This is a genomic window from Novosphingobium sp. AAP83 (genome assembly GCF_001295795.1).
Taxonomy (GTDB): domain Bacteria; phylum Pseudomonadota; class Alphaproteobacteria; order Sphingomonadales; family Sphingomonadaceae; genus Novosphingobium.
Window position 1 is genome coordinate 205,491 of record NZ_LJHY01000016.1, and the last position, 23,322, is coordinate 228,812.

At 59.1% G+C, this 23,322-nt stretch carries 21 protein-coding genes; 9 read left to right on the top strand and 12 right to left on the bottom strand.

From position 1 onward, the window contains the following. The first annotated feature begins 82 nt into the window (after window positions 1-82). Window positions 83-880: an alpha/beta fold hydrolase gene (locus tag IP81_RS07685; protein WP_231626268.1), complete on the top strand. Its 798-nt coding sequence runs from the start codon at window positions 83-85 to the stop codon at window positions 878-880. A 71-nt stretch (window positions 881-951) separates the two neighbouring features. Here IP81_RS07685 and IP81_RS07690 read toward each other — a convergent pair whose 3' ends face one another. The 5 genes from IP81_RS07690 to IP81_RS07710 all read right to left on the bottom strand — a co-directional run bounded on the left by IP81_RS07690 (window position 952) and on the right by IP81_RS07710 (window position 6,518). Next, window positions 952-2,388 carry a globin-coupled sensor protein gene (locus IP81_RS07690; RefSeq protein WP_054107401.1) on the bottom strand — a complete coding sequence of 479 codons (1,437 nt, stop codon included), beginning with the start codon at window positions 2,386-2,388 and terminating at the stop codon, window positions 952-954. Window positions 2,389-2,598: 210 nt separating this feature from the next. Then, window positions 2,599-3,726, bottom strand: coding sequence for a DNA polymerase III subunit beta (gene dnaN / locus IP81_RS07695; RefSeq protein ID WP_054107402.1), 1,128 nt, complete (start codon window positions 3,724-3,726; stop codon window positions 2,599-2,601). 206 nt (window positions 3,727-3,932) lie between these two features. After that, the gene (gene fabG, locus IP81_RS07700) at window positions 3,933-4,697 is read right to left on the bottom strand and encodes a 3-oxoacyl-[acyl-carrier-protein] reductase (RefSeq protein WP_054107403.1); all 765 of its coding nucleotides are present in this window, start codon (window positions 4,695-4,697) and stop codon (window positions 3,933-3,935) included. Between the two features lie 5 nt (window positions 4,698-4,702). After that, a complete protein-coding gene (fabD, locus tag IP81_RS07705; RefSeq protein WP_054107404.1) occupies window positions 4,703-5,638 on the bottom strand; it encodes an ACP S-malonyltransferase in 936 nt (311 codons plus the stop codon). A gap of 58 nt (window positions 5,639-5,696) precedes the next feature. After that, window positions 5,697-6,518: an LD-carboxypeptidase gene (locus IP81_RS07710; RefSeq protein ID WP_054107405.1), complete on the bottom strand. Its 822-nt coding sequence runs from the start codon at window positions 6,516-6,518 to the stop codon at window positions 5,697-5,699. An 87-nt stretch (window positions 6,519-6,605) separates the two neighbouring features. Here IP81_RS07710 and IP81_RS07715 point away from each other — a divergent pair, with 87 nt between their 5' ends. From IP81_RS07715 to IP81_RS07725, 3 genes are all read left to right on the top strand, one after another. Continuing rightward, entirely contained in the window at window positions 6,606-8,042 is a 1,437-nt protein-coding gene (locus IP81_RS07715) for a Mur ligase family protein (protein ID WP_054107406.1), read from the top strand. Window positions 8,043-8,145: 103 nt separating this feature from the next. Beyond that, on the top strand, window positions 8,146-9,885 hold the full coding sequence (locus IP81_RS07720; RefSeq protein ID WP_054107407.1) for a methyl-accepting chemotaxis protein: 1,740 nt from the start codon (window positions 8,146-8,148) through the stop codon (window positions 9,883-9,885). An 88-nt stretch (window positions 9,886-9,973) separates the two neighbouring features. Beyond that, complete coding sequence (locus tag IP81_RS07725) at window positions 9,974-10,342, top strand: PilZ domain-containing protein (protein WP_157573124.1); 369 nt, start codon at window positions 9,974-9,976, stop codon at window positions 10,340-10,342. Between the two features lie 27 nt (window positions 10,343-10,369). On the opposite strand, the gene IP81_RS07730 is transcribed toward IP81_RS07725, so the two are convergent. Both IP81_RS07730 and IP81_RS07735 read right to left on the bottom strand, forming a co-directional pair. Beyond that, window positions 10,370-11,311, bottom strand: coding sequence for a DUF808 domain-containing protein (locus IP81_RS07730; RefSeq protein WP_054107408.1), 942 nt, complete (start codon window positions 11,309-11,311; stop codon window positions 10,370-10,372). Between the two features lie 92 nt (window positions 11,312-11,403). After that, complete coding sequence (locus tag IP81_RS07735) at window positions 11,404-13,575, bottom strand: bifunctional diguanylate cyclase/phosphodiesterase (RefSeq protein ID WP_231626269.1); 2,172 nt, start codon at window positions 13,573-13,575, stop codon at window positions 11,404-11,406. A gap of 171 nt (window positions 13,576-13,746) precedes the next feature. Between IP81_RS07735 and IP81_RS07740 the strand changes: the two genes are divergently transcribed. Beyond that, window positions 13,747-14,934: an acyltransferase family protein gene (locus tag IP81_RS07740; RefSeq protein ID WP_197274568.1), complete on the top strand. Its 1,188-nt coding sequence runs from the start codon at window positions 13,747-13,749 to the stop codon at window positions 14,932-14,934. Window positions 14,935-14,939: 5 nt separating this feature from the next. On the opposite strand, the gene IP81_RS07745 is transcribed toward IP81_RS07740, so the two are convergent. Beyond that, complete coding sequence (locus tag IP81_RS07745) at window positions 14,940-15,716, bottom strand: enoyl-CoA hydratase (RefSeq protein ID WP_054107411.1); 777 nt, start codon at window positions 15,714-15,716, stop codon at window positions 14,940-14,942. 212 nt (window positions 15,717-15,928) lie between these two features. On the opposite strand from IP81_RS07745, the gene rpsF reads away from it, so the two are divergent. The 4 genes from rpsF (at window position 15,929) to IP81_RS07765 (ending at window position 18,682) form a co-directional block, all read left to right on the top strand. After that, window positions 15,929-16,291 carry a 30S ribosomal protein S6 gene (gene rpsF, locus IP81_RS07750; protein ID WP_054107412.1) on the top strand — a complete coding sequence of 121 codons (363 nt, stop codon included), beginning with the start codon at window positions 15,929-15,931 and terminating at the stop codon, window positions 16,289-16,291. Window positions 16,292-16,294: 3 nt separating this feature from the next. Then, a complete protein-coding gene (gene rpsR, locus IP81_RS07755; RefSeq protein WP_011445073.1) occupies window positions 16,295-16,519 on the top strand; it encodes a 30S ribosomal protein S18 in 225 nt (74 codons plus the stop codon). A gap of 12 nt (window positions 16,520-16,531) precedes the next feature. Continuing rightward, window positions 16,532-17,131 carry a 50S ribosomal protein L9 gene (rplI, locus tag IP81_RS07760; RefSeq protein ID WP_054107413.1) on the top strand — a complete coding sequence of 200 codons (600 nt, stop codon included), beginning with the start codon at window positions 16,532-16,534 and terminating at the stop codon, window positions 17,129-17,131. 114 nt (window positions 17,132-17,245) lie between these two features. Continuing rightward, window positions 17,246-18,682, top strand: coding sequence for an AMP nucleosidase (locus tag IP81_RS07765; RefSeq protein WP_054107414.1), 1,437 nt, complete (start codon window positions 17,246-17,248; stop codon window positions 18,680-18,682). 211 nt (window positions 18,683-18,893) lie between these two features. On the opposite strand, the gene IP81_RS07770 is transcribed toward IP81_RS07765, so the two are convergent. From IP81_RS07770 to IP81_RS07785, 4 genes are all read right to left on the bottom strand, one after another. Then, window positions 18,894-19,379, bottom strand: a complete 486-nt coding sequence (locus IP81_RS07770; RefSeq protein WP_054107415.1) for a YbjN domain-containing protein — start codon at window positions 19,377-19,379, stop codon at window positions 18,894-18,896. A gap of 147 nt (window positions 19,380-19,526) precedes the next feature. Then, window positions 19,527-21,341: a M2 family metallopeptidase gene (locus IP81_RS07775; RefSeq protein WP_054107416.1), complete on the bottom strand. Its 1,815-nt coding sequence runs from the start codon at window positions 21,339-21,341 to the stop codon at window positions 19,527-19,529. Window positions 21,342-21,428: 87 nt separating this feature from the next. After that, complete coding sequence (locus IP81_RS07780; protein ID WP_054107417.1) at window positions 21,429-22,190, bottom strand: alpha/beta fold hydrolase; 762 nt, start codon at window positions 22,188-22,190, stop codon at window positions 21,429-21,431. Window positions 22,191-22,197: 7 nt separating this feature from the next. Next, complete coding sequence (locus IP81_RS07785) at window positions 22,198-23,229, bottom strand: aspartate-semialdehyde dehydrogenase (protein ID WP_054107744.1); 1,032 nt, start codon at window positions 23,227-23,229, stop codon at window positions 22,198-22,200. Between the last annotated feature and the right edge of the window lie 93 nt (window positions 23,230-23,322).

The window sequence follows — 23,322 nt, forward strand, 5'->3', positions numbered from 1 at the left end:
AGGGTTAAGCTGGGAAGCAATCGAATGCTTTTGCTGCGCCTGCGAAGATGGTAGGCCCAACACCAACGGATATGAGGGTATAGTGGCCAAAACAGCACAATTATCGATGGTTGGCGTCGCTGGACGCCGCCTGCATCTTGCCCGCTGGAACGCCGGCGCCACCGCCCATCCGCCATTGCTGATGCTTAACGGAATTGGCCTGAACCTTGAACTGCTTGCCCCTTTGGCACGCGCCCTGCCCGAACGGGAGGTGATCTGCTTTGATATGCCCGGCATTGGCAGTTCGCCCGATCCGATCATCCCCTACACGATGTCTTCTATGGCATTGACCACAGCTTCTTTGCTCGACCATTTGGGGATCGAACAGGTCGACTTGCTGGGAATCAGCTGGGGCGGTGCGCTGGCGCAGCAGTTTGCATTTCAGCACCGCGCCCGCACTGGCAAAGTGGTGCTGGCCGCAACGACAGCGGGCGCTGCGATGGTGCCCGGTAACATGTCGATGCTGGCCCATATGGCCGACCCCCGCGAATACACGGTCGAGCGCACGTTACGCCGCAACCTTGCCTCGATTTACAATGGCGGCGGGAATGAGCGTATCTCGCTCAATGCCGTCAAAGCCCCGTCTCCCTTTGGTTTTTCCTATCAGATGGCAGCGATCAGCACCTGGACAAGCTTGCCGTTTCTGCCGCTTCTGGCCATGCCAGTCATGATCATGGCTGACGAGCAGGACCAATTGGTGCCTCCTTCCAACGCGCAGATGCTGCACAATGCCATTCCCGGCAGCAAGTTGGAGATGTTTGACGGCGGCGGGCATCTGTTCATGCTGTCACAATGCGATCAGTTCATTGCCAGGATGCGCGCATTTCTTGACGAGGATTAGAGCAAGGTTCCGGCATGGTTCAGGATCCTCAGAGCCCCCTCGGCCGAGATGATCTCCGCCTTAGACAAAGATCAGGCAGCCTGACGATAGCCCACTGGTTCTCTTCGCGTTTCAAGGCGGAAATTCGAAACCAGCGCTGAAAGGCGGCTGGATTCGTTGGCCAAACTGCGCGCAGCGGCGGTTGCCTCTTCCACCATCGCCGCATTCTGCTGCGTCATCGTGTCCATTTCGCGCACGGTTTCGCGCACTTGACCGATATTGGTGGCCTGGTCGCTGGCCATCCGGGCGATGTTGCTCGCCAATTCGGCCACATGCCCAACCTGTTCGACGATCACGGCGAATGTATCGCCGGATTGGCCAACCAGATTGACGCCGCGTTCGACTTGTGTGGAGCTGGCGCTGATCAGGACTTTGATATCGCGTGCGGCATCTGCGGTGCGCTGGGCCAAGGCCCGCACTTCAGTGGCGACGACCGCGAAACCGCGCCCGGCCTCACCGGCACGGGCTGCCTCTACCCCGGCGTTGAGCGCGAGCAGATTGGTTTGAAAGGCGATGCCATCGATCACAGAGATGATCTTGCCGATTTCCTGCGCCGAACCATGTATGTCTTTCATGGCTTCCACAGCCTCGCCAACCACAGCGCCGCCCTTCATGGCCTCGCCATGCGCCTGCTGGACGGAATCATGCATATGCGCCGCATTATTGGCAGAATTGCGCACAGTCTCTGCAAGCGTTGTCATCGCGGCGGACGCCTCTTCAAGGCTGGCGGCCTGCTGTTCGGTGCGGCGGGAAAGATCGTCAGAAGCCTGGCGGATTTCCTTGGCGCCGATGCCGACCGCAGTCGAAGTTTGCGCAACATCGCCCAGCGCATCGGACACCTGCTGGCGCATTCCATCCAAGTGCTTCTGAAGTTCGGCAAAGGCCGCCGGCAATTCCGGCACTTTCGCAGCAAAATCACCTTCGGCCATCGCGCGCAATGATGCGCTGACCTCGTCAATCACCGCGATGCGGGCGCGCTCTTCTGCCTTGAAATAGGCCGAGAGCGCAATTTCCATATCGAGCAGCGCCATCTTGATCAGCGATCCGACGGCGCGCGCCTTGCCTTTGGCACCCAACGTGCCGGCAGGCCCGGCAAACATGCCAACAATGACCTGATCGAGCATCATCGCATAAGCGCCGATATACCAACCCGGTTCCAGACCAATGCGCGCGTGGACATTGCCGACAACTTCCGCGCTTTCGAAGTAAGCGTGATCTGCGCGTCCGCCAAACATGCCAGCCCAGTGCTGGATTTGCTTGTCGCGGGCGTGCTGCATCATCTTGCGTGAGCCAAAAAACGATGCGGTTTCCGGCGTTGATGCGATTTGGTCGTACAGCTTGTCGAGCGCGGGCGGGGCGTGCTTTTCCAGCGCACGCGCCAGAACCTGGAACCTACCGAAATCGACCGGCCCAATGTTATAAAACGCAAGCTTCTTTGCGATGCTTTGCTCGTCAGATCCCGGCTTCATTTCTGTAACTCCTGATCCGAAGGGAATTAGCCCTTCGCACCAGAGAATTATGACATACGATCCTGAAACACTTTGTAACCAATGAAGTCGTAAGAGCACACGTTAACGTCCATGCGACTTTAACGAATTATCAATACCATCGCCTTGAAAACAAATCTTTAAATCAGACTACTGGGGCCAATATGCACCAAAGGTCAGGGTCAGACCGTCCTAAACCCGCATAGGCATAAGCACGTAAAGTGCAGAGGATTTATCATCCTTCCGGATCAACGTAGGAGCCCCTGCATCTGCGAGGTGCAGTTCCACGGTATCGCCATCGATCTGACTGAGGATATCTTTGAGATAATTGGCGTTGAAGCCGATTTCGAAGCCATCAGCCGAATAGTCTGCTGCGATTTCTTCAGCGGCAGTGCCGTTATCGGGGCTGGTGACCGATAGAGTGACGCGGTCCTTGTCAAGCGCCATTTTGACCGCGCGGGTTTTTTCGGTGGCGATTGTGGCCACGCGATCAACACCTTCGAAGAACGAACGCGGATCGAGGCGGAGCAGCTTGTCATTGCCGGTGGGGATCACGCGGCTGTAATCGGGGAACGTGCCGTCAATCAGCTTGCTGGTGAGTACCACGCCGTTTTCACCGCCCAAAGAAAAGCGCACTTTGCTGGCGGAAAGATCAAGCAGAACGGCGGAATCGAGGACTTCTTCGAGGAGCTTGCGCAATTCGCCCACGCATTTGCGCGGCACGATCACGTCGGGCATGCCTTCTGCACCTTCGGGGCGAGGTATCGTGAAACGGGCGAGACGGTGGCCATCAGTGGCCGCAGCCTTGAGCACGGGCTGCTGATCATCCGTCACGTGCAGGAAGATACCGTTAAGGTAATACCGGGTTTCTTCGGTTGAGATCGCAAAGCGGGTGCGATCGATCAGTTCGGCCAAAGTGCGCGCAGGCACTTCGAAGCTGTGTGGCAGATCACCTTCGACGATCACGGGGAAATCATCGCGCGGCAAGGTCGGCAACTGGAAGCGGCTGCGGCCTGCCTTGACGATCATGCGGTTATCAGCCGTTTCAAGGCTGACCTGGCTGCCATCTTGGAGCTTGCGGGCAATATCGAACAGCAAGTGGGCCGAAACGGTGATCGCGCCGGGTGTTTCCACCGAAACGGAGGACATCGATTCAATGATCTGCAAATCAAGGTCGGTCGCCATCAGGCGCACGCGATTGTCGGGCAATGCCTCAATCAGCACGTTCGACAGAATCGGTATCGTGTTGCGGCGTTCAACCACAGATTGGACGTGGGACAAGCAGCGCAGCAGAGTCGCGCGTTCAATCGTCGCCTTCATTTCGTCTCGATCCCCCAGGGTGCAAGCAAAGCCCTTCCCCGTGCGTTGACTGGGCCGGGGAATCGCGTCCCCGACATACGTTTCGGACTATCTGTCTTAACGCGAGGGCGGGACGCGGCAAGCGCCAGCCCCGCCCTTACAGCCTAAGCTGGGGATAAAATACACCCATTGCGGGGAAAGCGGCGATAAAGCCATCTAGGAAATCATCAGGACATCATCGCCATGCCGCCATTCACATGCAGTGTCTGGCCGGTGACATAGCCTGCTTCGCGCGATGCGAGATAGGCAACGGCTGCACCGATGTCTGTCCCCTCACCCATCCGGCCCATCGGGATACGCGCGTTAAGCGCGTCCTTCTGGGCATCGGGCAGAACTTCGGTCATCGCGGTGCGGATGAAACCCGGCGCGACGCAATTGACCGTGACGTTGCGGCTGGCGAGTTCCTGGCCCAGCGATTTGGACATGCCGACAAGGCCCGCTTTGGCGGCGGCATAGTTGATTTGGCCGGGATTGCCGGTTGCACCGACCACGCTGGTGATCGTGACAATCCGGCCGAACCGCGCCTTCATCATCGGCTTGGTGGCCGCGCGCATCAGGCGGAACGCAGCTTCGAGGTTGACGCGGATCACCGCATCCCACTCTTCATCCTTCATCCGCATGGTCAGGTTATCGCGCGTGATCCCGGCGTTGTTCACAAGGATATCGAGCTTGCCCAGCGTATCGAGCGCGGCGGGCACGAGATGTTCGACCTGTTCGGTGTTCGACAGGTCGCACGTGATTTCAACGTGATCCTGATTGTAGGTTTCGTTGAGCTCTTCGCGGAATGCGCGCAGCTTGGCCGGGTTGGTCCCCGAAAGCGCCAATCGCGCGCCTTGGGCTGCAAGCGCGTGGCAAATGGCCGAGCCGATGCCGCCAGCAGCGCCGGTGACGAGGGCTGTCATTCCGGTAAGATCAAAAAGACGGTTTTCCATGGGCCTCAAAGCTCCTTCAGAATATTTTCGATGTCGGCCATGGTGATGACGCTGGTTACGGCGACGTCGCCTGCCGAGCGGGTGATCATGGGGGTAAGGACTTTGCCGCCGAGTTCGACGAAGTGTTCGACGCCGGCGGCTTTCATCGCGATAGCGCTTTCACGCCAACGCACGCGGCCTGTGACTTGTTCGACGAGCAGGCGCTTCACGTCGGCGGGGTCGGTAACGACCGAGGCGGTGACGTTGGCAAAGAGGGCGACGCGCAAGGGGCCGGGCGGGGTTTTTTCGAAGGCTTCGGCCATCGCATCGGCGGCAGGCTGCATCAGCGGGCAGTGGAAGGGTGCCGATACGGGCAGCAGCACACCACGTTTGATGCCGTGATCCTTGACCAACGCCACCGCGCGATCAATCGCGGCTTTGTGGCCCGAGAGCACGACTTGCGTGGGGTCGTTATCGTTGGCGACGGTACAAACGTCGCCTTCGGCGGCAGCCTGCGCCAGCGCGGTCGCCCTTTCGATATCGGCCCCCAGAAGTGCACACATCGCACCAATGCCGACGGGCACAGCGGCTTGCATCGATTGGCCGCGCAGCTTTAGCAGGCGGGCAGTGTCTGACAGGCTGAATGCCCCTGCGGCGCAGAGCGCAGTATATTCGCCAAGGCTGTGACCTGCCACAAAACCGGCCTTATCGGCCAAGCTGATGCCGCCCTCTTTTTCCAGCACGCGCAGCACGGCGATGGCATTGGCCATGATCGCAGGCTGGGCATTTTCTGTAAGAGTAAGAACGTCTTCCGGCCCGTCTTTCATGATCTGGAAGAGCTTTTGACCGAGCGCTTCATCGACTTCTTCGAAAACCTCGCGCGCCGCCGCGCTGGCTTCAGCCAATTCGGCCCCCATGCCGATCTTTTGGCTGCCCTGCCCCGGAAAAACGAACGCTCGCATCAGACCCTCCACTTTTGGCCCACAAAGATGGGAGGTCGCCCTATGCCGAGCCGCATGGTCAAGCAAGACCGAACGGCACGATCTTGTTATCAATATCGTGGCCGATATCGGCATTTCCAAGGAAAGCGATGCCGCTGCGCGCGCACCAATAGCGCGCCATATCCTCGACCTCACAGCCAAAGGGCCGGTCGTTTTCGGGCACGTCGCTGACCCGGCCCAGCCGGAGGCCCGCGATCCCGGCAGAGGCCAAAGCATTGGTAATGCTGAACAACAGGCGGTCGACCGCATAATGGTATTCGGCGACTTCTTCGATCATCACCACATGACCACGTAGGTCAGGCATCAATGGCGTACCGCAGAGCATTGCCAGCGTCATCAGGTTGAACGCCACCGCCGGGGTCTTTCCATCCAGCGAAGGCTCCAGCCCTTCGCGGGAACCGTCAAGCCACGCCAGAGTGCGCCGCACGGCCGCATCCCCGCCTGCGCGGCGGATGTCTGTCGGCATCGGCGCGTGCACCGGCCGCCCGATCCGCGCATGATACAGCAGGGCAAGCAGAATGCCGCCGTCCGAATAGCCGAGGAACTGCTTGTCATGCGCAGCAGGCCCGAGCAGTGGCAGCGCGTCCACCGCAATGCGGTTTGCACCATAACCGCCACGCACAAACCACAAGGCATCACAGGCCGGATCATTGGCGCATTCCACGAAAGCGGAAAGCCGCTGGGAATCGCTGCCTGCAAAATGCCCTTCGCTGGCGAAGCATTGTTCATGGAACACGAGTTCAAGTGCCGGAAATTCAGCCGCAGCCAAAACCATAACGCGGGCGGCATCATCCCGGCTGAACGGGGTTGAAGGGGCACAAATGGCGATACGTTTTGTCACGCGGGCATCCTAAACAGGTTCACGCCGCTGGTGAAACCGGAAATCTGGTGGTTGTCATAGCACGTGGCTGCGAATACCGCTGAACCCATGACTAACCCTGCCGAAATGTCGCCCGAAAGCCTCCGTGCCCGAGACTGGTTCTTTTGCGGGATCGGCGGATCGGGGATGTTGCCGCTCGCGCTGATCCTGCATGGCATGGGCGCGCGGGTTGCCGGGTCTGACCGCAGCCGCGATCAGGGGCGCACAGCGGAAAAGTTCGCCTGGCTTGAATCGCTGGGGTTCACGCTGTTCCCGCAAGACGGATCGGGCATCACGGCTGCGTCGCAGGTGCTGGTCGCTTCGGCGGCGGTTGAAGACACCGTGCCCGAAGTGGTCCGCGCCACGGCGCTTGGCTGCGCGCGGATGAGCCGCGCCGAATTGCTCTCGGCTTTGTTTAATGCCGCACCGCATTCCATCGCGGTGGGTGGGACCAGCGGCAAATCGACGGTAACCGGCATGATCGGCTGGATTCTGACTGAAGCTGGCCGCGACCCCACGATCATGAACGGCGCTGTGATGAAGAACTTTGTCGCCCCTAATGTGCCGTTCGCTTCGGCGCGCGTCGGGTCGGGCGGAATGTTCGTTTCCGAAGTGGACGAAAGCGATGGCTCAATCGCGCTGTACCGGCCCGGCATTGCCGTGCTTAACAATGTCAGTCTCGATCACAAGAGTCTGGAGGAACTGCGCGAATTGTTTGGCGATTTTCTGGCGCGTGCCAACACCGCTGTGATTAACGCCGATGACGAGGAGAGCATGGCGCTGATCGAGCGGGCAGCCAATGCCATCACCTTTGGCCTTGCCGCAGAGGCTATGATCGGCGTGGCGGAAGGGACGATTGGCGAAGGCCCCACCGCGATCAGCGCCACATTGATCGACCGGCGCGATGGCACCAACCATGCGTTGCGGTTGGCTGTTCCCGGCCGCCATAACCTGTCCAATGCACTGGCAGCCATTGCAGCGGCCAGCGCTGCGGGCATCGGCGTAGCGCAAGCAGTAGAGCATATCGCCAGCTTCACCGGCCTTGCACGCCGGTTCGACATTGTCGGCACTACGGCTGACGAGATCACCGTAATCGATGATTTTGGCCACAACCCTGAAAAGATCGCGGCAACGCTGGCGACTTTGCGCGCGCACCCCGGCAGGATCATCGCGTTCTTCCAGCCGCACGGTTATGGCCCCTTGCGCCAGATGGGCGCTGAACTAGCCGAAGTAATGGCAGAGGGCCTTGGATCAAACGACTTAACCATTTTGTGTGATCCGGTGTACTTCGGCGGCACGGTCGATCGCTCGGTCGGATCGGAACGGATTGTCCGGCTGATCGGCATACATGGTGGCAAGGCAGAACATATCCCTTCACGCACCGATTGCGCTGACCGGATTATCGCGCTTGCTCAAAGAGATGACCGGATTGTGATTATGGGCGCGCGCGACGATACGCTATCGCTCTTTGCGCGCGATATCTTGGCGCGGCTTTCAACAAGGTAAATTTTCTGGAAAGCCTTTATCTGCATTTGTAACAAGCTGCGCTGCAATCGTTTCAAACGACCTTCTTGCTAAGGGTATCCCCTTACGCACCAAAGGACGTTAGATGCCCACCATTCGTAAGAAAACAAAGCGCAGCGGTTTTGTACTGACTGCGGTAGTCGCAACGGTGATCTTTAGTGCCGGTTTTGCCATGAACCACATTCGCGTTGGCGGCACGATCCATCAGCGTGAAACGCTGGTGAATGAATTTGTGGCAGATATCATGCCGCCGCCTGCCTATATTCTGGAGCCGATGCTCGAAGTCTCGGAACTGATGCGCGACCCTGCCTCGCTTAGCCAAAGCAAGTTGGTTTTGGCGCGGCTTGAAAAAACCTATCGGGCACGTGCAACTTATTGGAACAATAGCGCACTTGATGATGATCTGAAGGCTTCGCGCAAAAACGGTGCAGGGGTAAAGGCTGAAGCTTTCTGGGCAGAAGTGAACCAGTCTTTGATCCCCGCACTGGAACAGGGCAACACCGCTAGCGCAGAAGCAAGTTATATAAGGGCCCACGATCTGTTCAATGCACATCGTAAGGCAATCGAAGGGCTGACCATGAATGGCACGGCCCGTGTTGCGACGGTCGTGAACGAAGCAGGCAAAGCTGTGGCATGGGCGATGGGTGTGATTGCGTTCCTGGGCCTGATGGTGATTGGCCTGATGGTGATGGCGATCCGCTGGCTGTTCCGCACGGCGCTGGACCCGATGCAAACTGTTGCAGGCACGATGAACGCGATGGCAACGGGCGATCTTGACGTTAATGAATGCCACGACCACCGGGCTGATGAAATCGGTGAAATCACCCGCGCCATGGAGGTTTTCCGTAACGCAGCGCGCGGCCGAAGGGTTGCTGCTGCGCAGCAGGCCGAGGTCGTATCGGTCATGGCCAATGCGCTGGGCAAGTTGGCGGAAGGCGATCTGGAATACCGGATGAACGATGCGCTGCCGCCGGAATATGCGGCCTTGCAAACTGCGTTCAACCAAACACTTGAACAGTTGGACCGGACGATTGGCCAGGTGAAGCTTGCCAGCGTGCAAGTGCGCACAGGCGCCAGCGAAATCCGCAGTGCTTCGGACAATCTGGCCGAGCGCAATGCGCGCCAGGCGGCCAGCCTTGAGGAATCATCGGCTTCGATGGGCCATGTCACGGCGCTGGTTAAAGGCACGTCCGAACGCACGTTTGAAGCGCGCGCAGCAATTGCCACTGCGCACGACGAAGCTGGTGGTGGCCGCGCGGTGATCGACAAGGCGATTGAAGCGATGGATGGCATCCAGCAATCGTCCGAGCAGATCACCGCGATCATCGACATGATCGAAGGAATCGCGTTCCAGACCAACCTGCTGGCGCTGAACGCCGGTATTGAAGCCGCCCGCGCGGGCGAGGCTGGACGGGGCTTTGCGGTGGTGGCGACAGAAGTGCGGGCGCTTGCCCAGCGTTCATCGGAATCGGCTTCGAGCATCAAGGAACTGATCCGCACCAGCGGTCTGCAAGTGGGGGCCGGTGTTGAACGTGTTGGAGAAACCGGCATCCTGCTCGAGCAAATCTCGACCAGCGTACAATCTGCCAACACCATGCTGGATGAGGTGACACGTGCTGCCATGGAGCAGGCGGCTAGTCTTGAACAGGTTACCGCAGCAGTGCGCGAAATGGACCGGATGACGCAGCAGAATGCCGCGATGGTTGAGGAAAGTACGGCGGCTGCACGCGCCCTTGCAGGCGAAGCGACAGCGCTTTCCACGCTGGTTGACGGTTTCCGCACCACATCTCGACAGGATCACCAAGGATTTCGCCGCGCGGCATGAACATGATAAAAAAGTACAAATTCCCCTGAAAAGTCAGTTCTTCGCACCGTCCTAACTGTTGTAGTTAACGCTGGGCGGAGAATTGGCCATGTGGCTTGATACCGAATTTGACAATCTGAACGCCGACCGCCGCGCCCCGCGGGTTGGCATAGAGCTTCCCGTGCGCTGCAAGCACGGTACGGAACGGTCAACGGTTATCCTTAAAGACCTTAACCAGTATGGCGCGCGGATCGAAGGCCTTGAAAAGCTGCGCATTGATGAAGCGATCCAATTGATGCTGCCTGGCCTTCGCCCCAAAACGGCGTTCGTGATCTGGTCAAACGGGCAAGTGGCAGGCCTCGAATTCGAACACCCCTTGCATGATGCCGTGTTCGAAAGCCTTGTTAGCGACTTTGCGATCCGGCACTACCGGGAGCAGCAATCGCCAAAGGTTTCAGCGATACGCCGCGCCGCCTGAAGCGGCACTGAAGGACAAAAGGGCCGGTCAGTGCTTGCCGCGTGCCTTGACGATGGCATGCACACCAGCGGCGACAATCGCGCCGAGGATCACCCCGACAACCGCCGATAGCAAGGCACCGGTCAGCCAACCGAACAAGCCGCCAAGCGGGCCGGTGGCCGCCTCGACCGTGTGCTGGGCTGCATGAACCACATTGGCCGGGCCGTTAACGCCCAGTACCTCAAGCCCGTGCACGATAATCTGGCCGCCTACCCAAAGCATGGCTGCGGTACCAATCGTGGCCAGCAATACCAGCAGGACGGGCATTGCGCGCAACAAGACGCGACCGGTTGCTTTGGCGAAGGCCGATGCCTTGGTTGTAAGATGCAGGCCGATATCATCCATTTTCACGATCAGGCCGACCGTGCCGTAGACGACCACCGTTATGGCGATGCCAACGACAGCAAGGATGACGCCCTGTTCGAACAGGCCTTTATCTGACACTTCGGCAAGCGCGATGGCCATGATTTCAGCCGACAGGATCATATCGGTGCGGATGGCACCCGATACACGTTCGTTTTCAAAGGCTACAACGTCTGTCGGTTCATCTTCCAGCGTTTCACCAATCTTTTCAGCGCCAAACTTTTCGAGCAGTTTTTCCGCCCCCTCAAAGCACAGGAACAACCCGCCCAGCATCAGCAGCGGGGTAATGGCCGAGGGCAGGAAAGCGCTGAGCGCCAAAGCTGCGGGAAGCAGGATCACCAGTTTGTTGAACAGGCTGCCCCGCGCGATCCGCAAGATGACCGGCAATTCGCGGTCCGGCGTAAAGTTGGTGACGTATGAAGGGGTGACCGCTGCATCATCAATCACCACGCCCGCAGCCTTTGATCCTGCCTTGGCAGCTGCTGCGGCGACATCATCAAGTGAGGATGCGGCAGCGCGGGCGATAACCGAAATGTCATCAAGCAGGGCGACGAGACCGGTAGGCATAGGAAAGGCGTATCCTGTAAAGCAGCAATATTGCCGGCAGATGTGCGGGAACGCCCGACGAAGCGCAAGGGTCCGCTTATGCGAAAAATCGCTTAACCGTGATCGCGCGATCCGCGCACAGCCACTTCCATGAATTGCTGCCTGCCCTTAGGCCCGTCTCCCGAGGCAGCGGCAGACGCCATCGCCATCATTTGCGGAGACAAGCGGTGCCGGGTGCACAGCCCACCTGATCCATCACTGATCAAAGGTGTTTCAAACTCCACCCCGATCATCGGGCCTTTTGAGCGCGTGACAAGCGATACGGCAAGCTGCCCGCCGCCCAGATCTACGATCAGGTTGGTGCCAACCGGCACGCCCAGCAGCCCGTCAATGCGCGCACCCACCCGCGACAAATCGCGCATGACAGCCTCATAGCGATGATCTTCGTGAATGACACCAACCCGCCGGAACACGGCACGCCGTTCAATCCGGTGGCGTGATGGCCCGTTGGGTTCGATCTTCAGATCACCACTTTCCATGCGGCGATTAACTTCGGACATCGGCATGGCATTGGCAAAGATATGCCCCTGCACGTGCCGGGCACCAAGTTCGCGCACAATTTCCAACTGGTCGAACGCCTCGACCCCTTCGATCGTTGTTTCCATGCCCAAAGCATCCGCAAGGACAATGATCGCCGATATGATCTTGGCGCTGTTCTGATCTTCTGCGGCACATGTGGCAACAAAGCTGCGGTCAACTTTCAGCTTGTCGAACGATGCGGACTGCAAATAGCGCAAGGACGAATAGCCCCGGCCGAAATCATCCAGCGTCAGCCGCACGCCCAGACTTTTCAGCGCGGAGAACGCTTCATCGACCAGATCGGTGTCTCGCATGAACACATTCTCGGTCAATTCCAGTTCAAGTCGCTGCGGTTTCAGGCCGCTTTGCTCAAGTAGATCGGTCACCGTCGTGATAAAGCCGGGGTTGGCGAATTGTACTGGCGAGATGTTGACACCGACCCTGACATTCTCGGGCCATTGCAAGGCATCCATGCAGGCCTGGCGCAGCGCCCAATCGCCCAGCGGCACGATCAGATTGCTTTCCTCGGCAATCGGGATAAACACCGAAGGCGGGATTGCGCCACGTTCGGGGTGGTTCCAACGCATCAACGCCTCAAACCCGATCACGGCGTTATCATCAAGCCGCACCACCGGTTGATAATGCAGTTCAAGCTCATCTTTCGCCAAAGCATCGCGCAAGTCGTTGTTGAGGACACTGCGCTGGAGTGCCTCATCCTGCAAATCGGACGAAAAGAACCGGAACTGTCCGCGCCCGCCATTCTTGGCCGCATAAAGCGCAAGATCAGCCGAAGCGATAAGGGCTTCACGCGTATCGCCATCGTGGGGTGCCACCGCGATACCGAGCGATGCCCCGATCACCGCGCGTTTACCATCAATCGCATAGGGCTGCGAAACCATCTGGATCAACTTGGCGGCAAGATCGCCCATTTGCCCGCGATCATCGAGATTGGGCAGGAGTATCTGGAACTCATCGCCGCCCAACCGCCCGATTTCGCCGCGATCCCCGAGCACTGTGCGCAACCGGTCAGCGACTTGGCGCAGCAGTTCATCGCCCGCCGGGTGCCCCATCGTGTCATTCACTTGCTTGAACCGATCAAGATCAAGCATCATCACCCCGCAACAGCGCCCGATTGGCCGATAGGCCGCCAGGACCGCGTCCATCCGGCGCGTCATGCGATGACGGTTGAACAGACCGGTGAGCGAATCAAACTCGGCCGCGCGAGAATCTTCTCGTTTGCGGCGATATTCGCTGGTGACATCGCGGGCGATACCGCGATACCCGGCAAACGCCCCGTCCGGCAGGATATGCGGCTGCCCCGAAAGCGCCCACCACCGCAAATCATCACAGGCGGCACCTGTAAAGCGCACGATCAGATCGGTGATGCGACTGTGGGCTGAAAGCTGGAATGTCAGCGGTCGGCCAGAGCGTTCATCAGGATTTTCGGGGTCCGTTTCGATCACTGACGTGAGCGTTTTGCCCACCAGAGCCGCTGCATCCGGCGAAGCTCCTGGCGAAACATAGGAAAGCCGCCCTTTGGCATCGGTTGACCATAGCCATGCAAAACCGGCCTGTTCAAATTCATCAAGCACGCTCTGGCGTACAGCCAGATCGGAATGGGGTGAAAGATCAACCGAAGGCGCTGGCGCAAAGGCAGAAAGCTGGGCTTTCTCACCAATGCGGCCAAGCGATGGCGCGCGTGCCAAGCCTTTCAGTATTCCTCGTACAACCATTGTGACTTGGCCCGATATGAAGCCGGAAAACTACGTTTATTCACTTAGCAAAGAATGGTTACCTTCACCCTAACACGGTGATCGTCGATGGCTTTTGCAATGAAGCTCTCGCTTGGGCAAACGGAAATGGCTAGGGACGCGGCCATGGCCCTGCCTCAACAACCGCTTCCGGCACCGCCCGCGACCACGCCGTTCAGCGCCAATAGCCAGCGTTTGCATCACCTGGATGCAGCACGCGCGCTGCTATTGCTGCTGGGCCTGCCTTTCCATGCGGCGACCAAGGCGATTTTCGAGAGCGAGCCCGCTGCAATTTCTTTCCAGACATCACCGGTGATCGGTGGCTACCTTTCGGCAACACATATCTTCCGCATGTTCGCGTTCTTCATGCTGGCGGGATACTTTGCCGGGATGATGCGCGAACGCAAAGGCGCGGATGTTTGGCTCCGCGAACGGGTGCGCAGATTGGGTCTGCCACTGCTGGCGAGCCTGGCGACGCTTGGTGTTATCCAGTTTCAGTTGCAGGATCTGCTGCTGCACAAACCATCGCCCCGCTTTCTGGGCCTGCCCATAGCGCTGGACCATCTGTGGTTTCTGATCGTGTTGCTGGGATATTGCGCGTGTTATGCAGCCATACCCGTTCACCGCATCGCACCGGGCCTGCGCATCCAGCGTGCTATGCTGCTTTCCGGCCCCGGCACGATGGGACTGATGCTGGCGCTGGCCGGATGGGGTGTTGTCCGCATCATCAGCGAACTGGGAGTGCCGCCCATTCCCGATGCGCCGTTTGAAACCCTGCTGTGGCAGCAATTCGTGTTCCATGCAGCGCCTTTCGCACTGGGCGTGATGGCATGGCATGGCCGCATCGGGGATGCGCTGTTTGCCCGGCCTCTTTGGGTGATCTGGCCCGCCATCGCCATGATGCTGCTGGTATTCACCCCGCTTGATCCGCTGATCCGTCCTGCGCTGGGCATGGAAATCTATCCTGACGAAACCGGCATGCAGATCATGCGCACGATGGAACTGCCGCTGGCCTATTTGATGTCTTTGGCCCTGTTCCGCGTGTTGGCATGGCTGATCAAAGGGCCAAGCCGCGCCATCACGTTCTTTGTCGACGGGGCCTTGGCGATTTACCTGTTCCATCTGATGTGGGCGATGATCATTCTGCCCAAAGTCCGCACCCTTCCCGTTCCGGCTGAATGGCAGTGGCTGCTGGCAACGGGCGTCGTCCTGATGCTCTCAAGTGCCAGTTATCTGGCGGTCCGATCCACCAACATCACATCGATCCTGTTTTGCGGGGCAGCGAAAAAGCAGGCCCTGCAACCCGCAGGCTGAAACCCTTAGCCTTGGGTGCGACCACGTTCCATCACGTTGCTGCGGCGCGCTTCGACATCAGCCGCATCAACCCGGCCATTGTGTGCAGTGGAACGCTTCACCTCAAGCTCCAAAGCCTCGGCAAACGGCAGGCCATAGCCTTCATCGATCAGCGCCTTGTAGCCGGCTAACATGACCGGATCGATAGACGCCATGTCTTGCGCCAGCGCAATGACAGTGGGAAGCAGGTCTGCTGCGGGCACCACGCGATTGACCAGCCCCCACGCCTCGGCTTGATGCGCACCGATAAAATTGCCGGTCAACGACAATTCCTTGGCCCGCGAGATGCCGATGATCCGCGACAGCTTTTGCGAAAGGCCCCAGCCCGGCATAAGCCCGACGCGGCCATGCGTATCGGCAAAGCGCGCGTTTTCAGACGCGATCAGCAAATCACACGCCAATGCCAGTTCAAAGCCGCCGGTAATCGCCACACCATTGATCGCCCCAATCACCGGCTTGCGGCATTGCTCCAACGCCATAACCGGATTGCTGCCCGCCTCGCTGGCATTGGCAGCACTAAGGCTCGAAGTGTCAACGCCCAGTTCTTTCAGATCAAGCCCTGCGGTAAACGCACGTTCCCCTGCGCCGGTCAGGACCACGGCGCGTATGCTATCATCATCGTTGAGGTCGTGCATGACATGCGCAAGTTCCGCCCGCAAAGCAGCCGACAGCGCGTTCATCGCTTCTGGCCGGTTCAGCGTAACCACGGCCACCGCATCATGGCGATCGACTTTGACGAGCATGTTTCTCTCCCGGATAATCAATGGGTCGATTAAACCGAAGCCGTAACCTCTATGCAAGCACGCAAATCGGGACATCGCGCTTGCATTCCCCGACAAAGGCGCTAAGGGCCAGCGGTTCGCCGGTCATCCGGTGAACGCCCAAGAAAGCCGGAGGGGCACCGCAATACCGCGGACAAGCCAGCGATCGGTTAATTAGATAAGGACGCAAAAGCATGCCGCTCTACGAGCATGTGTTTCTGGCGCGCCAAGACTTGAGCCAAGCTCAGGTTGACGTGCTTGCCGCCGCCGCCACCGAAATCGTCGAAGCCAACAATGGCAAGGTCACGAAGACCGAAACCTGGGGCCTCCGTTCGCTGGCATACAAGATCCAGAAGAATCGCAAGGCGCACTTCGTGCTGCTGAACATCGAATCTTCGGGCGCTGCCATCACCGAGCTTGAGCGTCAAACCTCGATCAACGAAGATGTGATCCGTTTCATGACCGTCCGCGTGGACGAGCATGAAGGTGGCCCATCGGTGATGATGCGCAAGAACGACCGCGAGCGCACCCGCCGCCGCGAACGCGAAGGGGAATAAGCAATGGCCCGTCCGTTTTTCCGCCGCCGCAAGAGCTGCCCGTTCTCGGGCAAGAACGCTCCAAAGATCGACTATAAGGACGTACGTCTGCTTCAGGGCTTCATGTCCGAGCGTGGCAAGATCGTTCCTAGCCGCATCACTGCCGTTTCGGCAAAGAAGCAGCGTGAGCTGAGCCAGGCCATCAAGCGCGCCCGGCACATCGGCCTCCTGCCCTACATCGTCAAGTAAGGAGCGCACACCATGCAGATCATCCTGCTCGAGCGCATCGAGAAGCTGGGCGCCATCGGCGACGAAGTAACCGTCAAGGACGGTTATGCCCGCAACTTCCTGCTGCCAAACAAGAAGGCGCTGCGCGCCAACGAAGCCAACCGCAAGGTCTTCGAAGCCAACCGCGCCCGCATCGAAGCCGACAACGCTGCACGTCGTGATGAAGCCAAGGCTGAATCCGGCAACGTTGAAGGCAAGGAAGTCGTGCTCATCCGCGCTTCGTCGAACGCTGGCCAGCTTTACGGTTCGGTTTCGGTCCGTGACATCTCTGACGCACTGGTTGAACAGGGCGCCAAGGTGAACAAGGCCATGATCGTGCTGGAACGCCCGATCAAGACCATTGGCGTTTATGACGTCAAGGTTGCGCTTCACCCCGAAGTTTCGGTCAACGTCAAGGTCAACGTCGCCCGTTCGGCTGACGAAGCCGCTCTGCAAACCGCAGGCGTCAACGTCATCGACGCGATGTTCGATACCGAAGTTGGCGGCTTCACCGAAGCTTACGACCCGAATGCAGAGCCCGGCGAAATCCCGGCTGACCTTCTTGACGAAGGCGATGCGGAAACGGAAGCCTAAGGCTTTCAATAGCTTCGGCAACAAGATCAAGGGCGTCCCTCGGGACGCCCTTTTTCGTTGTGCCCTTGGTTGCCCTTATTTGCATTGCCACATCACCGCGCTACACTCGGCTAGATGATACCAACTGAAACCATCCTCGCAAAAATAGCCCACCTCTATGACAGCGCTGTTGCCCGGCTTCGCGAAGATATCGCGATCTATGCCAACACCGGCACCCCGCCTCCGCCCGGAAGGCGCACCGATGGCTCCTACAGCTATCCTGAATTGCGGATCCGGCTTGAGGATGATCCGGGCAACGAAGCCATCGGCCGCGCCTTCGGCCGACTGACACAGCGTGGCGATTACGCTTGCACAGTCACGCGCCCGGCGCTGTTTGCCGATTACCTGACCGAACAGATCGAACTGATCCGCACATCTTATAAAGTGCACATTGAAGTTGGCCGGTCAGGCCAGGAGATTCCCTTCCCCTATGTGCTTGACGGGGCCTATGGCGCGCAGATTGCGCTGGTCAGGCCGCAGGAACTGGCCAAGCACTTCCCGGCAACCGACCTTGCGCACATTGGCGATGAAATTGCCGATGGCGAATTCAACGTCGGCGATGGCCCCTTCCCGCTTTCGCTGTTCGATGGCCTGCGCACCGATTTCAGCCTCGCCCGCTTGGCCCATTACACCGGCACCAGCACCGAGGACTTCCAGCGCTATATCCTGTTCACCAACTATCACCGCTATGTTGATGAATTTGTGGATTGGGCAGCGCAACAGATCGATGGGGAGCGCTATGTCGCGCTCACCGGCGCTGGCGGGTTGAGCCTTGATGCCCCCACCGGGAATGCCCGCGCGCGCCTGTCTGACACCGCATGGCGGCGGCACCAGATGCCGGCCTATCACCTTGTCGCGCCAGACAAATCGGGCATCACGCTGGTCAATATCGGCGTCGGCCCGTCCAACGCCAAGACGATCTGCGATCACCTTGCAGTGCTGCGGCCCGAAGCGTGGCTGATGATCGGCCATTGCGGCGGCTTGCGCCCCACGCAAAAGATCGGCGATTACGTTCTGGCCCACGCCTATCTGCGCGATGATCATGTGCTTGATCCGGTACTGCCGCCCGAAATCCCGATCCCGGCCATCGCCGAAGTGCAAGTAGCGCTTCAAAAGGCGGCGGAGATGGTCAGCGGCGCGGGCGGCACCGACCTCAAGCAGCGGATGCGCACCGGCACGATCGTCACCACCGATGATCGCAATTGGGAACTGCGCTATACCCATTCAGCCCGCCGCCTCTCGCTCAGCCGTGCGGTGGGGATCGACATGGAAAGCGCCACGATTGCCGCCCAGGGCTACCGTTTCCGCGTTCCCTACGGCACATTGCTGTGCGTTTCGGACAAGCCGCTGCATGGCGAAATCAAGCTGCCGGGCCAAGCCAACCGGTTCTATGAAGAGGCGATTGCCGCCCACCTTGCCATCGGCACAACCGCGTGCGAACTGCTCCGGCAGGAAGGCCCCCGTCTGCACAGCCGCAAGCTGCGCGCGTTTAACGAACCGCCCTTCCGGTAAAGCAGCGGTAGACTGCCCACCCCCGACCCCTCCCGCAAGCGGGAGGGGGGAAGAAACGCTTGTCACTCCCCTCCCGCTTGCGGGAGGGGTCGGGGGTGGTCTCTTCTACTTCCCCCTAACCCACAAACAAAAAAGCAATCCTCCGCGGCTAGCCCCGCTCGGGATTGCTCAGTTTGCGTCCCGCTCACATCGGTGAGCTTCGCTTGAAACCTTATTTGAAGACTTCGGTTCCCAGCGTGTCCATCGCGCTGCGGAACATGTCGACCGCGTTGGAGAACACCTCAAGGTCAATGCCTTTGCCCGTCACCACGTCCCACGTCATCATCACGGACTGGTCCTTGTCGAGCGAGACCGAGGCAAAGCGCGTGTTGCGATTGAACCGCACCGCATCATCGGGGGTAAACTTTTTCTCGGGCGTGAAGTTGGCAACGAACTGCAATGACTGGCAGCCATCATGCGTCTTTTCGTTGCATTCATAAAACAGTAGCGCGGCTTCCCAGCCGCCGATATCGGTGTTGATCAAGGGATCGCCATTGGCGTCTTTGGCCAATTCCGCCTTGTAACCCAGATTCTGCAATGCAACCGCAACACTGTCAGGCTTTACGGCAGTAACCGTAACAGCGCTTGATGTGGTCGCCCCGGCAGGCGGAGCCATAGTGGTGGCGGCGAGCGCGGCCAGAAGCCAGCAAGCTTTCATGTTATCCAAATCCCGTCACAAGGCTCTTTTCGGCCTTTGCGTTGTCAGATGATCAAGCTGCCACCAATCTTTGCATCCGGCAAGAGGCGAGATGAAGCTGATGCAAAAAGGGTGGACGGGCGCATGACGCGCCCGTCCAATTCCGGTTTACCAGCTACAGGTCTGGCCTTTGGTTTGTTGTGCCAGCCACTTGGTCAAAGGCGCAAAATAGCGGATCATGGCCTTGCCGCTCATTTCGCGGGTACCGGTGAAGGCTTCCAAGGCATCGGGCCAAGGCTTGGATGCCCCCATTTCGAGCATCGCGTTCAGCTTTGCCCCGACGTCCTTGTTGCCGTAAAAGCTGCAACGGTGCAGCGGCCCTTTCCATCCGGCCTGCTTGCAGGCTGCTTCGTAGAACTGGAACTGCAATACCCGCGCGAGGAAATAGCGGGTATAGGGCACGTTGGCGGGCACGTGATACTTGGCGCCTGCATCAAAGGCGTCGGCAGGCCGCGCGGCGGGCGGCACCAGGCCCTGATACTTCAGCCGCATCGCGTCCCAGCCAGCCTGATAATCGGCAGGGGCGATCTTGCCTGCAAAGACATCCCAACGCCACCGGTCAATCAGCAAGCCGAACGGCAGGAACGCGATCTTGTCCATCGCCTGACGCAGCAAGAGGCCCGTGTCCTTTGAGGCGGGCGGCACTTTATCGCGATCCAGCAAGCCAATCTGCACCAGATATTCAGGCGTGATCGAAAGCGCCACGAAATCGCCAATCGCCTCGTGGAATCCGTCGTTGGCCCCGCCTTGATAGAGCGCATCCTGCTTGTTGTAGGCGCGCTGATAGTAATTGTGCCCCAGCTCGTGGTGGATCGTGACGAAATCATCGCCGTTGACCTTGATGCACATCTTGATGCGCAGATCGTCGACATTGTCGAGATTCCACGCCGAGGCATGGCACACAACATCACGGTCACGCGGCTTCACGAATTGCGAACGCTGCCAGAATGTTTGCGGCATGGGCGAAAGCCCGAGCGAGGAGTAGAAGCCCTCCCCGGCCTGCACCATCTTGATCGGATCATAGCCCTTGGCGGTCAGCAATTCGCTTGTGTCATAACCGATATCGCCCGCGCCTGCCGGAGCCACCACATCATAGATATTGCCCCATTCCTGCGCCCACATATTGCCCAGCAAATCGGCGCGGATCGGCCCGGTTTTGGCCTGCACCGCATCGCCATACTTTTCGTTGAGCTTCAGGCGCGTGTAGCAGTGCAACTGGTCATAAAGCGGCTTCACCTCTGACCAGATCTTCTCGGTCAAGGCGGCAAACTGCTCATCCGACATGTCGTAATTCGAGCGCCACAGCACGCCAGTATCGGCAAAGCCCAATTCCTCGGCCCCGGCATTGCCGATTTCGACCATGCGGGCATAATCGGCCTTCATCGGTTTGCCGACATTGTCGTTCCAGCTTAACCACATCTCGCGCAGTTCATCGGGATTGCGGTTTGTGCCCATCGCCGCTTCGATATCGCTGCCGTTGATCGGCTTGCCTTGCAATGTGCCGCTGCCCTTGCCGTAAATGCCCTGAAGGCGCGCTTGCAGCGTTGCGCCTTCCAGCGCAGCCCCCGGCGTGCTGGGTGCAGGCCCCGTAATCTGAGTGCGGATCATCACCAGTTTGCGCGCGATATCGGGCGCAAGGCCGCTCACCTTGGCATATTCGGCGGCTTGCTTGGCATTCGCCACTTGCATGGCGGTGGATGCAGCGCCCGTATCCGCCACAAGCGATTCGGTATCGTAGGTAATGTTGGTGGAATAAATCCAGCCGCTGCGCGATCCGACGACGATGTCTGCCAGAATAGCGGCCTCGGCCTTCTTCACCCAGTCGAACACCACAGCGGGAGTGGCTGTACTTTGTGCAAGCGCGGGTGTGGCCAATCCGGCAGTCGCCGTGGCGATTGCCAGGACGGAAACAAACTTTTTCATTATCTTATGGCTCCCCAAAGAGGAGAGATTGGCTGACAACCGCAACCGAACCTCAATGCGTTCAGGTTACAACTGAAACCGGGTTGGTCAAGCCTGCAGGCTTAAAAATGCGGCAATCTGCTCACCCATATCAGGCTTGGTCACACAACTCATGTGCGTGCCCGGGATCAGCGCCAGCCGCGCATCGGGCAAAGCTTCGGCAAGGTTCGCCGCAGACCCGTTGTCATTGTCCTGATCGCCGCAGAGCACCAGCGTTGGCATCGATACGCCCGAAAGACTGGCAGGATCGGTATCGGCCATCGTGCCCAGCAGCAGCCGCGCCGCATCGCGGTTCACGCCCATGGTCTTGAGGAACTGCTGCGAAAAGTAGGCCGGATCATCGCGTGGGATCGTGCCGAAGCGGTCAATCACGTCGATAAAGAAATCCTGCCGCTTGGCCCAACCGGCCAGCCCTTCAAGCCCCATACCGCTCAGCACCAGTCGCCGGGGTTTCATCCCGCCGAGCACCGCGCGCGCCGCCGTGCGCGAGCCGAGCGAAAACCCGACGAGGTCAAAGTCGGTCAGCCCGAGATGCGCCACCAGCGCCTCGGCATCGCGCACCAGCACATCTTGCGGATAAGCACGCGGATCAAGCGGAGCTTCGCTTTTCCCATGTACGCGCAAATCGGGCATCAGGCATTCAAAGCCTGCTGCCGCCAATTGCGCTGCGGTGCCATACTTGATCCAATTGACGTCTGCCGATGAAAACAGCCCGTGCAGAAGCACCACCGGCCTTCCCGCGCCGATCCGATGCAACGCCAAACGCGCATCGCCATAGCCGGAGAAGAATTCGGTGGTGACTTCTGTCATGGCCCGATCAGCCCTTCTTCAAGTGGCGGCGGCCCAGCAGCTCGGCAATCTGCACCGCGTTCAGCGCAGCGCCTTTGCGCAAGTTGTCCGAAACGCACCAAAGCGAAAGGCCGCTGTCCACGGTCGGATCTTCGCGCACGCGGCTGACATACGTGGCATCATCACCCACGCATTCGATCGGGGTGATATAGCCGCCGTTTTCGCGCTTATCGATCAGCATAACGCCCGGCGCTTCACGCAGGATGTTCTGCGCTTCTTCGGCGCTGATTTCGTTTTCAAACTCGATGTTGATCGCTTCGGAATGGCCCACGAACACCGGAACGCGCACGCAGGTGGCGCTGATCTTGATCTTGGGATCAAGGATCTTCTTTGTTTCGGCGATCATCTTCCACTCTTCCTTGGTCGATCCATCGTCCAGAAAAACGTCGATGTGCGGGATCACGTTGAACGCGATCTGCTTGGTGAACTTCTTGGGGTCGCCCAGTTCGCCCTGCGGCATGTAGATCGCACGCGTCTGTTCAAACAGCTCGTCCATGCCTTCTTTGCCTGCACCCGAAACCGACTGGTACGTGGCAACGACAACGCGCTTTATCTTGGCGGCATCATGCAAAGGCTTGAGCGCCACGACCATCTGCGCGGTTGAGCAGTTGGGGTTCGCGATGATCATCTTCTTGGTATAGCCGTCGATGGCGTCAGGGTTCACCTCTGGCACGATCAGCGGCACATCGGGGTCCATGCGGTAGAGCGACGAATTGTCGATCACCACGCAGCCCGAAGCAGCTGCGCGCGGGGCATGAATTTCGGTCGGGCCGGAACCTGCGGCAAACAGCGCAATATCCCATCCGGTGAAATCGAAGTTCTCGATGTTTTTCACCTTCAGCCGGCGGCCGGTTTCGCCAAAGTCAATCTCGGTGCCCTGCGAGCGCGGTGACGCGACGGCTGCGATTTCGTCCAGCGGAAACTCACGCTCGGCAAGGATGTTGAGCATTTCGCGGCCCACGTTCCCTGTCGCGCCAACAACTACAACCCGGTAACCCATGTCCATTCCCTTCAAGCGACCCGCCGATCAAGCAGTCAGGCCGTTCCCTAGCGGCTGGTGCCGACCAGCCAAGTTAAAAACACTTTTGCCTCG